At 73.4% G+C, this 10,526-nt stretch carries 9 protein-coding genes and 1 riboswitch; of the genes, 4 read left to right on the forward strand and 5 right to left on the reverse strand.

Going from position 1 to position 10,526, the window contains the following annotated elements; translation table 11 throughout:
- Positions 1-286: 286 nt before the first annotated feature.
- Entirely contained in the window at positions 287-1,885 is a 1,599-nt protein-coding gene (gene abc-f, locus ACGFRF_RS18205) for a ribosomal protection-like ABC-F family protein (RefSeq protein ID WP_393740978.1), read from the reverse strand.
- A 118-nt stretch (positions 1,886-2,003) separates the two neighbouring features.
- A complete protein-coding gene (locus ACGFRF_RS18210; RefSeq protein WP_393740980.1) occupies positions 2,004-2,666 on the reverse strand; it encodes a hypothetical protein in 663 nt (220 codons plus the stop codon).
- Between the two features lie 480 nt (positions 2,667-3,146).
- Between ACGFRF_RS18210 and ACGFRF_RS18215 the strand changes: the two genes are divergently transcribed.
- The gene (locus ACGFRF_RS18215; protein ID WP_393740982.1) at positions 3,147-3,560 is read left to right on the forward strand and encodes a VOC family protein; all 414 of its coding nucleotides are present in this window, start codon (positions 3,147-3,149) and stop codon (positions 3,558-3,560) included.
- 40 nt (positions 3,561-3,600) lie between these two features.
- Here the strand turns inward: ACGFRF_RS18215 and ACGFRF_RS18220 are convergent, their stop codons facing one another.
- From ACGFRF_RS18220 to ACGFRF_RS18230, 3 genes are all read right to left on the reverse strand, one after another.
- Positions 3,601-4,869: a hypothetical protein gene (locus ACGFRF_RS18220; RefSeq protein WP_393740983.1), complete on the reverse strand. Its 1,269-nt coding sequence runs from the start codon at positions 4,867-4,869 to the stop codon at positions 3,601-3,603.
- Positions 4,870-5,188: 319 nt separating this feature from the next.
- Positions 5,189-6,316, reverse strand: coding sequence for an alpha/beta hydrolase (locus ACGFRF_RS18225; protein ID WP_393740985.1), 1,128 nt, complete (start codon positions 6,314-6,316; stop codon positions 5,189-5,191).
- Positions 6,317-6,557: 241 nt separating this feature from the next.
- Positions 6,558-7,226 carry a class II aldolase/adducin family protein gene (locus ACGFRF_RS18230; RefSeq protein WP_393741525.1) on the reverse strand — a complete coding sequence of 223 codons (669 nt, stop codon included), beginning with the start codon at positions 7,224-7,226 and terminating at the stop codon, positions 6,558-6,560.
- Positions 7,227-7,727: 501 nt separating this feature from the next.
- On the opposite strand from ACGFRF_RS18230, the gene ACGFRF_RS18235 reads away from it, so the two are divergent.
- The 3 genes from ACGFRF_RS18235 (at position 7,728) to ACGFRF_RS18245 (ending at position 10,182) form a co-directional block, all read left to right on the forward strand.
- Positions 7,728-8,582 (forward strand): lysozyme, encoded by an 855-nt coding sequence (locus tag ACGFRF_RS18235; protein WP_393740987.1) that lies wholly within the window; start codon positions 7,728-7,730, stop codon positions 8,580-8,582.
- An 88-nt stretch (positions 8,583-8,670) separates the two neighbouring features.
- Complete coding sequence (locus ACGFRF_RS18240) at positions 8,671-9,924, forward strand: anion permease (protein WP_393740989.1); 1,254 nt, start codon at positions 8,671-8,673, stop codon at positions 9,922-9,924.
- A 30-nt stretch (positions 9,925-9,954) separates the two neighbouring features.
- Complete coding sequence (locus ACGFRF_RS18245; protein WP_393740991.1) at positions 9,955-10,182, forward strand: hypothetical protein; 228 nt, start codon at positions 9,955-9,957, stop codon at positions 10,180-10,182.
- A gap of 170 nt (positions 10,183-10,352) precedes the next feature.
- A riboswitch (cobalamin riboswitch) is annotated at positions 10,353-10,495 on the forward strand.
- Positions 10,496-10,526: the final 31 nt, after the last annotated feature.

Genomic DNA, 10,526 nt, shown 5'->3' on the forward strand with positions numbered 1-10,526 from the left:
CCGGGGCGTGATGGCCACCCATTCGGCAAGGTCCGTGAGACATCGTTGTGACGACAGGAGCGCATCCCCACAAGGGGAATCAGAGATTCCGGGGAGTCCGGTGCAGGGGGCCGAACGGGTGGATTCACGAAGTGCCAGGTCAGGGACGCGAAACGGCCGATCCCTTGGCTGCCAAGGGATCGGCCGGGAAATCCGTGTAGGACACACCCCGATACGAGGAGATCTCACACAGATGATGGATCACTGATCGGCCGAATGATCCATACGCAGTGGATCAGGCTTTCGATCACGCCAGGGCGACGAGATCCGCGTAGTCGGAGCCCCACAGGTCCTCGACACCGTCCGGCAGCAGGATGATCCGCTCCGGCTGGAGCGCCTCGACGGCACCCTCGTCGTGGGTGACGAGGACGACGGCGCCCTTGTAGGTGCGCAGAGCGCCGAGGATCTCCTCGCGGCTCGCGGGGTCGAGGTTGTTGGTCGGCTCGTCGAGGAGGAGCACGTTCGCCGAGGAGACCACCAGGGTGGCCAGGGCGAGACGGGTCTTCTCACCGCCGGAGAGGACGCCCGCGGGCTTGTCGACGTCGTCGCCGGAGAACAGGAACGAGCCCAGCACCTTGCGAACCTCGACCAGGTCCATGTCGGGGGCGGCCGAGCGCATGTTCTCCAGGACCGTGCGGTCGGCGTCCAGGGTCTCGTGCTCCTGCGCGTAGTAGCCGAGCTTCAGGCCGTGGCCGGGGACGACCTGGCCGGTGTCCGGCTGCTCCACGCCCGCGAGCAGACGCAGCAGGGTGGTCTTGCCGGCGCCGTTGAGGCCGAGGATGACGACCCGCGAGCCCTTGTCGATGGCGAGGTCGACGTCGGTGAAGATCTCCAGCGAGCCGTACGACTTCGACAGGCTCTCGGCCGTCAGCGGGGTCCTGCCGCAGGGCGCGGGGTCGGGGAAGCGGAGTTTGGCGACCTTGTCGGACATCCGGATGTCCTCGAGGCCCGAGAGCAGCTTCTCGGCCCGGCGGGCCATGTTCTGCGCGGCGACGGTCTTGGTGGCCTTGGCGCGCATCTTGTCGGCCTGCGCGTTGAGCGCGGCGGCCTTCTTCTCGGCGTTGGCGCGCTCCCGCTTGCGGCGCTTCTCGTCGGCCTCGCGCTGCTGCTGGTACAGCTTCCAGCCCATGTTGTAGATGTCGATCGTGGACCGGTTCGCGTCCAGGTAGAACACCTTGTTCACGACCGTCTCGACCAGGTCGACGTCGTGGGAGATCACGATGAAGCCGCCGCGGTAGGTCTTCAGGTAGTCCCGCAGCCAGATGATCGAGTCCGCGTCGAGGTGGTTGGTCGGCTCGTCGAGGAGCAGCGTGTCCGCGTCGGAGAACAGGATGCGGGCCAGCTCGATACGGCGCCGCTGACCACCGGAGAGGGTGTGCAGGGGCTGGCCGAGCACGCGGTCGGGCAGGTTGAGCGCGGCGGCGATGGTGGCGGCCTCCGCCTCGGCGGCGTACCCGCCCTTGGTGAGGAACTCCGTCTCCTGGCGCTCGTACTGCCTGAGGGCCTTCTCGCGGGTGGCGCCCTTGCCGTTCGCGATGCGCTCCTCGTTCTCGCGCATCTTGCGGATCAGCACGTCGAGGCCGCGCGCGGACAGGACGCGGTCGCGGGCGAGGACGTCGAGGTCGCCGGTGCGCGGGTCCTGCGGGAGGTAGCCGACCTCGCCGGAGCGGGTGATCGTGCCGCCGGCCGGGATGCCCTCGCCGGCCAGGCACTTGGTGAGGGTGGTCTTGCCCGCGCCGTTGCGGCCGACGAGGCCGATGCGGTCGCCCTTGGCGACACGGAAGGTGGCGTTCTCGATGAGGACGCGCGCACCGGCGCGCAGCTCGATACCGGAGGCGGAGATCAAGGACAGACTCCAGGGCGTACAGGGATTGACGGGTGGGCGGCTGAGGACGTTCCCGCCGTCTAATGCGCGAGGAGAATGGCCATGGGACAAGTCTAACGGGGTCGTGCAAGCGGTTTTTCTACGTGCGCGCGTTCGGGCCGCGCCGCGGAAGATCGTTGCCCAGGGGTGTGCGGTCGGGGGTGATCCGCCCCAGGTGGTCCAGGGCGACGAGCTGCTCCGTCCATGCCGCGTCCGCGCACGGCTGGGCGACGAGCAGGGCCGGGGCGCGGCGCAGGGCGTGCTCCGGCCGGAACACGCAGCCCTTCCGGGCGGGCAGCACCCAGCGCAGATCGCCGTCGGAGGTGCGGTACGCGGTGACGCGGCGCGGGGTGACGACGGCGAGGATGCCGCGCCCGAGGGGGCGCAGGACGCCGGTGCCGCCCTGGCCCGGGAGCCACTCGGCCGCGTCGGGCAGGGCGCGGTGCCAGCGCACCGAGCGGCCGTCGGTGTCGGTGAGCAGCCCGTCGTCCCAGAGCGCGATCACCTGCACGCGCGCGTGCACCACGGCAACCGGTCGGTGCCCCGCGCGGGCGTAGCGCCACCGCGGCGCGCCGGTGCGGGTGTCGTAGGCGACCACGGCGGTCCCCCGCACGCGCGGGGTCCAGGTGCCGCCGGCATGCGGCTGCCGCTCCCCGCGCGCGGAGTGGACGAGACGGTCACCGTAGGGGACGGGCCGAAGGTGATGGGCCGCGCCGAGGAGGCAGAACGCCAGGAGGAGGCCGACGGCTCGGCGAACGCGCACGGGAACGGTGGTCTCCCCCTTCGCTGCCCACGGCCATGGATCAGGCGCCGAGCGTAGTGAGGGCCGGTGGTGGGGGCCGGGTGCCGGGGCCGGGCCGACCTCGCGAAGTCGCCCGTTCGGGTGTCGGGCCGGGGGCGGGGACGGTGGGGCGGGCAGGGACGGCGGCGGGCTCGGGACGGTGAGCGCGACGGCGCGGGCGGAAGGCGGTGACGCGTGCGGTGGTACGACGCGAATCTGGACACCCGCGAGATACGCGGGCGTGTGGGCGCGGCGCGCGGCGACCACGCCGGACGAGTCGACCCGCAGACGCGGCCGCACGGTCGGGCGCGGCAGCGGCAGCGGCAGCGGCAGCGGAGGTTCCGGCAGGGGTACCGGACGGGCGGCTCGAAGCAGTGCGACACGTTCCGCTGAGCCGGTGTCAGTGGGGGCTGCGAGACTGAACGGCACGCCACGGAACCGACGCACGAAGGAGTGATCGGCATGGCAGGCACGGGCGCGGGACGGCCGAGCATCTACCCCACGCTGCTGTACGCGGACGCGCGGGCGGCGCTCAGGCAGCTGACCGAGGCCCTCGGCTTCACCGAGCTGTCGGTGTACGAGACCGAGGACGGCAAGGTGATGCACGCCGAGCTGGTGCAGGGCAACGGCGCGGTGATGATCGGCTCCAAGGGCCGCGGCGGCCTCTTCGACGCGGCGATGAAGGACGCGGGACCCGCCGGCGTGTACGTCGTCGTGGACGACGTGGACGCCCACCACCAGCGGGCCGTGGAGCACGGGGTGGAGATCCTGATGCCCCCGACGGACCAGGACTACGGCTCGCGGGACTACCTGGCCCGGGACGCCGAGGGCACCATCTGGAGTTTCGGCACGTACGCCCCCGAGATCGGTTCCTGAGCCCCGCCTCCGGGGGCGCGCCGGCTGTCCCCCGGTGTGCTCATCTGCCGGTGTGCACCTGGAAGGCGGCCCGGCGCACGGCCTTGGCCAGGGCCGGGTCGGGGTGCGCGGCGGCGAGGGCGACCAGGACCTGCACGGTGCGCGGGTGCCCGACGGCGCGGACCTCGTCGAGCAGCTGGGGAACGGTGGGCTGCACCGCGGACTCCAGGTGCCGGACCAGCATCGGCGCCTCACCGTGGTCGGCGACGGCCGCGGCGGTGTCCACCCACAGCCAGGTGGCCTCCTCGCGGGTGAGGGCCTCGTGGGCGTCCTCCGGGTCGACGCCGTCGTGCTCGGCGATCCACAGCAGGGCGTACGGCCTGAGCGCCGGCTCGTCCAGGACGGCCCGGACGTCGGGCTCGGCGGGGGCACCGACGACGCGCAGGGCCTCGAAGGCCAGGCCGCGCAGCAGGGCGTCCTCGCCGCGGGCGGCGTCGATCAGCTGGGTGACGGCGCCGCCGACGGGGCGGGCGGCGAGCCAGGCGCGGTACTCGGCGCGGGCCGCGTTGGGGCGGAGCTGGGCGCAGCCGCGGAGCATGTCCTCGGCCGACTGCTCGATGTTCCCGGCGGGACTCTGCGCGGCCACGCAGATCTGCTCCAGCTTGACCCAGACCGCCCAGCTGCCCAGCGGGGTGAGCGTGGCCTGGCCGTCGCCGTAGGTCAGGGCGCCGACGGAGGCCAGGGCGTGCAGGGCCCAGTCGAGCAGGGGCGCGAGCGGGGCGTCCGCGGCGGGGCCGGGGTCGGCCGGGCTCGGGGACCCGGCGGACCGCTCGGTGCCGGGCTCGTAGGAGACCTCGCAGCGCTCGGTGCGCAGTTCGGTGACCCGCTGCTGGAGCAGGTCGAGCAGCTGCTCGACCGGGACGGGCCCGGCGGACAGCTGGAGGAAGGAGAGCACCTGGGGCATGGCCGAGACGACCTCGGCGACGGCGGCCGGCTCGAGCCCCTCCGGTTCGGGGTGGGCGAGCGACCAGGCGTCGAAGAGGGCGACCCAGCCGCGCAGCACGGCGCTGTCGTCGCGGTCCCAGGCGCGCAGCCGCCAGCCGGGGCGGGCGCTGTCGCCGTGCACCTCGACGAGTCCGGCGAGGCGGGCGGTGTCCCAGTCGGCGCGGACCTGAGCGGCACTCAGCCCCAGGTCGGCGGCGGCCCGTTCGGCGGTCGCGTCGGAGAGGGTGGCCTTGCCGTCGGCGGTGGCGCCGTCGCTGCCGGGTCCGAGGGCGGCGTCGGCCCAGCGGGCGACGCGGACCGGGCCGGCCAGGCGGACGCGTGCCATTCTGGCCAGTTCGGCGGGGGCGGGGGTGCCCTCCGGCGGCCGGGGTGCGGGGCGGCGTGGGCGCCGCTGGTTCACAGCTCTGGGGGCGGCGGCCAGGGGTCGCGGTCGGACGAGTCGAAGCCTGGAGTCGCGCGGGATACGGGACGTCACGGGTGCAGTCTTCCGGTTGACGGTCCGAAAACCCAAACGGAATGTCACGGCGGGCGACGGGGCTGGCCAACGCACGGCGTCCGGCGCGGGCCGAGCAGGCGTGATCAGGCCAGCCGTACAGCCTTAAACGGAATGGCCGGGACCGGTCGGGGCCCGGGTCGGCCGGCCCTCACATCAGCGGGGTCAGGAAGCGGCGCAGGCGCTCCTCGTACTCCTTCGGGTCCGCGTTCCACATCGCCGCGTGCGGGGCGTCCGGGACGGTGTGCAGGGACACCAGGTCGGCGCGGTGACGGGCGAGGCGGCGGGAGTACTCCCACGGCGCCACCCGGTCGTCCGGGCCGTGGATGATCAGGGTGGGTACGGCGAGCCGGCCGGGGTCGGTGATCTCGGCGGCCCGGTCGGCGTGCAGTCCGGCCCGGCCCTGTGCGGCCCGCACCGCGAGCGGCAGCAGTTGCTGCGGGGTGTGCCGGGCCCGGGCGAGGGCGCGCAGCGTGGCCTCCCAGTTGAGCACCGGCGAGTCCAGGATCAGCCCGGCGACGCGCTCGCGGACGGCGGAGTGCTCGGCGGCGCGCAGGGCCATGGTGGCGCCGGTGGACCAGCCGAGGAGGACGACCCGGCGGGCGCCGTAGCGGACGGCGTAGCGGATCGCCGCGTCCACGTCCCGCCACTCGGTCTCGCCGAGGTGGTTCAGTCCGTCCGGCGGGCGGGGGGCGCCGAGGTCGCCGCGGTAGGCGAGCGCGAGGACCGGCAGGCGGCGGCTGTGCAGGAATCCCATGACGTTCATGGCGTGCTCGCGGGTGGCGCCGAGGCCGTGCACGGCGATCACCCAGGTCTCCCGGTGGCCGGGCAGGAACCAGGCGGGCAGGGCGCCGAGTTCGCCGGGCACGTCGACGTCGGCGTGGTCGAGGCCGAGGGCGGCGCTCGGGTTGCCGACGTAGAGGTTGGGGGTGAGCCACACGGCGTCGCCGGGGGCGAGGGTGCCGTGCGTGACGCGGTCCAGGCGGCGTACGACGGTGTCGGCCGTGTGCGCGGCCGCCTCCAGGACGGGCCCGACGACGGCGTGGGAGCCGTCGCCGGACAGACCGTAGGTGCCGGGGCGCAGGGAGGCCAGGTCGCGGGTGAGCGCGATCCGGCCGGCCTCCGTGCCGTGCACGGTGAGCCGCGGCTCGGTGGGCAGCGGGCGGCCGGCGGGCGCCTTCAGCGCGGCGTCGCTGGCCAGCCGGCCGGCGGCCACGGATGCCATGCCGGCGGCGAGGACGGCGGTGAGTGCTGCGGCGGTCGCTTTGGCTGGGCGCACTGCTCCAGTGTCGGGGTGGTTCCGGCCACCGGCCAGCGGAAGGGCGGCGCGGGAGGCCCACCGGAGTGCGGGCGGATTCGGCACCGCCGGCCCGGTGCGTCGTGACTGAATGCCGTGGCGGCGGATGAGGGCGAGCGGAGTCGCGAGGCGGCGGATCGCGGAGAGCGGCGGGGGCAGCGGACCGCGCACGCCGGTCGGCGGATCGGGAAGCGGGCGGAGCCGGGGACTGCGGGACAAGGGGTCACCTCCGTTGGCCGTACCCCTTCAAGCGTGCCCCGGCCTCGGCCAGTTGTTCCTCCGTCAGCAGGGACGGCGTCAGGCCCGGCACGCAGGACGCCGTCAGCCACAGGCGGCACATCCATTCCAGCTGGGCTGTGCGGTCGTAGGCCTGGTCGAGGCCGGCGCCGTAGGTGAGGGTGCCGTGGTTCTGCAGCAGGCAGCCGGAGCGGTCGGCGAGGGCGCGGAGCATGTTCTCGGCCAGTTCCTCGGTGCCGTAGGTCGCGTAGGGGGCGACGCGGACGGGTCCGCCGAGGGCGCCGGTCATGTAGTGGACCGGCGGGAGTTCGGGCACGAGCGTGGAGACCGCGGTGGCGTGGACGGCGTGGGTGTGGACGACCGCGCCGGCGTCGGTGGTGCGGTAGACGGCGAGGTGCATGGGCAGCTCGCTGGTCGGTACCAGGGTGCCGAGCACCTGGCGTCCGGTGAGGTCGACGCCGGTGATGTCGTCCGGGGTGAGCCGGTCGTAGGGGACGCCCGACGGGGTGACCAGCACGAGGTCCCCGACGCGTGCGGAGACGTTGCCGGAGGTGCCGACGACCAGCCCGTCGGCGACGGTCCGGCGCGCCGTCGCGACCAACGCCGCCCAGACCAGCGCCACGTCCCCGTCCGCTCCCGCCCGCCGACCGGACACCGCCTCACCGCCCGCCCCGCTCCCAGCCCCACCCGCCGCCGGGCCCGGCTCCGGTTCCGCTGCCCCACCCGCCGCCTCACCGCGCGGCACCTCACCGGCCTCACCGCCCCCGACCGCTCCCGCCACCCGGCCGAACCCGGGCTCCCGCGCCCCACCCGCCACCGGGACCGGCACCGGCTCCGCTGCCCCACCCGCCGCCTCGGTGCGCGGGGCGTTCCCGCCCGCTCCCGCTCCCCGATCGGGCACCGTCTCGCCCCCGGGCGTCGGCTCGCTGTCTGTCGCGTCCGGTGATGTGTCGCGTCGTCGCTCGGCCATGCGGTGATCCTGCCAGCCGGGGCGGTACGGGGTGGGGCTCGGCGGAACCGGAGGGCGTGCCTCCGAACGGGCGGATGTTGTCGCGAATCACCGCGAAGCGGCGCCGATCCGGTGATCGCCAGACCTTTCAATGTTCTCTCTTGCCCGCCCGGCGATCCTTGGCCCACTACTCCGGGGAGACGACGCATGGCCCGTGACCGCACCGTTCCCCGTCGCCGCATCGGTGTCCTCGCGGCGGCCACCGCGGCGCTCGCCCTCGCGGGCAGCGCGACCGCGTCGGCGGGCCCTGTGGAAGAGGGAGGTTCGCAGGCAGGGCCTCCGGCGGCACGGCCACCGGCCGCGGCCGCGTGGCTGCCCCGGGGGCACGACGTGTCGTCCCACCAGAAGCGGATCGACTGGCCGGCCACCCGGGCGCGGGGCGCCCGGTTCGTCTACGTGAAGGCGACGGAGTCCACGCACTACCGCAATCCCCGCTTCTCCCAGCAGTACGGCGGCGCGCGCCGGTCCGGCCTGATCCGGGGCGCGTACCACTTCGCGCTCCCTGACGAGTCCTCCGGCGCCCGGCAGGCCGCGTACTTCGTGCGGCACGGCGGAGACTGGCGGGCGGACGGCTGGACACTGCCGCCCGCGCTGGACATCGAGTACAACCCCTACGACCGGCAGCACAAGTGCTACGGGTTGGGCAAGAAGCGGATGATCCGCTGGATCCGGTCCTTCAGCAACGAGATCAAGCGCAAGACCGGCCGCCGCCCGGTGATCTACACGACGACCCATTGGTGGAAGCTCTGCACCGGCAACAGCCGCGCCTTCTCCTCCTCCCACGCCCTGTGGATCGCCCGTCACGGCACCTCACGGCCCGGGAGGCTGCCGGGCGGCTGGCGGTACTGGACGTTCTGGCAGTACGGCACCAAGGGCAGGCTGCCGGGTGACCAGAATCTCTTCAACGGCCCGCCGGCCCGGCTGCGGACCTTCGCGGGACTCGGTGGCCAAGGGGCGCCTGGGCCCAGGGGGACAAACGGAACCTCTTCCGCTCGTTACTGACACCCTCATGCCCGCCTCAGTTCATCTTCCGTTCACCCAGGTTGCCTACGTTCATCCAGCCAACGACCTCGAACGATTGCCTGGGTAAATGGAAAGCTTCTCGCTGATCCTCGCGATTGTGGTAGTAACCGCACTCGCGTTCGATTTCACGAACGGTTTCCACGACACCGCGAACGCGATGGCCACCACGATCTCCACAGGCGCCCTGAAGCCCAAGATCGCGGTGACCATGTCCGCCGCCCTCAACCTTGTGGGCGCCTTTCTCTCGGTGGAGGTCGCGAACACGATCTCCAAGGGTCTCGTCGACGAGACCGGCATCCGTCCCGAGGTCATCTTCGCCGCCCTGGTCGGCGCGATCCTCTGGAACCTGCTGACCTGGCTGGTGGGCCTGCCGTCCAGCTCCTCGCACGCCCTGCTGGGCGGCCTGGTCGGCGCCACCGTCGCCTCCGCGGGCTTCGGCGCCGTCCACGGTGACGTGCTGGTCACCAAGGTGCTGCTCCCGGCGGTGGCCGCGCCGATCGTGGCGGGCCTCGCCTCGGTGCTGGCCACCCGCTTCTCCTACGGCATCGGCGGCACCGCCGACGGCGAGGCCACCCGCAAGGGCTACCGCGCCGGCCAGATCGCCTCCGCCGGCCTGGTCTCCCTCGCCCACGGCACCAACGACGCCCAGAAGACGATGGGCATCATCACCCTCGCCCTCATCGCGGGCGGCTCCATCGCCCCCGGCTCGAACCCTCCCGTCTGGGTGATCCTCTCCGCCGGCCTGGCCATCGCGCTCGGCACCTACATCGGCGGCTGGCGCATCATCCGCACCATGGGCAAGGGCCTGACCGATCTGGAGCCGCGCCAGGGCTTCGCCGCCCAGACCAGCGCCGCGACCGCCATCCTGGCCTCCTCCCACCTCGGCTTCTCCCTCTCCACCACGCACGTCGTCTCCGGCTCGGTGATGGGCGCGGGCCTGGGCCGCAAGGGCGGAGTGGTCCGCTGGTCGACCGCGGGCCGCATGTTCGTCGCCTGGGCGCTGACCCTGCCGGCCGCCGCGCTGGTGGGCGCGGGCGCCGAGTCCGTCACGGACCTGGGCGACTGGGGCACCGCCGCCGTCGCCGTCTTCCTGGTCGCCGCGAGCGCCGCGATCTGGAAGATCTCCCGCCGCGAGGTCGTCGACCACACGAACGTCGTCGCCGAGACCGAGGAACCGGCCGGCGTGGTGACCACCGCCATCGCCGCCGTGACCCCGCCCCCGGCGGGCGCGATCACCGAGGACCTGACGGCCACCATCCCGGCCCCGGTCGCCGACCCGGCCCCCGCTGCCCCGGCGGTCCCGCCGGCCGCCGCGGTCTGACCCCGAGCACCCGTTCACCAAGGAAGCATCATGAAGATCGACTGGGCGGCCCTCGGCTCCGTCTTCGGCGTCAGCCTCGTGTTCACGGTGGGCCTGGTAGCCCTGTTCACCCTCGGCATCAACGGTCTGTCGCGGCGCGAGAAGGCCGCGGCCCAGGGCGGCTCCGCGGCCCTGGCCGTCACCGGCGCCTACGTCTGCTTCGCGGCCTGCGCGGCGGCGGTGGCGTACGGCTTCTACCTGATCGTGGCGAAAGCCTGACCTGGCACCCTTCGTCGACGGCCTGACCCGGCATCCGTCCGCCACGGCCCGACCGAGCGCCTCGAGGCTCCCCTCCCACTGGTGCGGAGGGGAGCCTCCGGCATGCCCGCACGCCTCACGGTGTGGGGATCGGCACACTCTCCCCCTGCAGGTCAACGGCAAGTTGACGGCCGTTCCGGGCGCGTGGTGGACTGCCCAGGCCATGTACGGCGGCAAGAGAGGAAGCCGGTGCGAATCCGGCGCGGTCCCGCCACTGTCACCGGGGAAGAACCCCCGGGAGCCAGGAACTCTCACCGCCGAATCACGTCGAACCAGGGCGCGGACACCCTGAGTGAGGACACAGA

The sequence above is a fragment of the Streptomyces sp. NPDC048521 genome, from assembly GCF_043199855.1.
Taxonomy (GTDB): domain Bacteria; phylum Actinomycetota; class Actinomycetes; order Streptomycetales; family Streptomycetaceae; genus Streptomyces.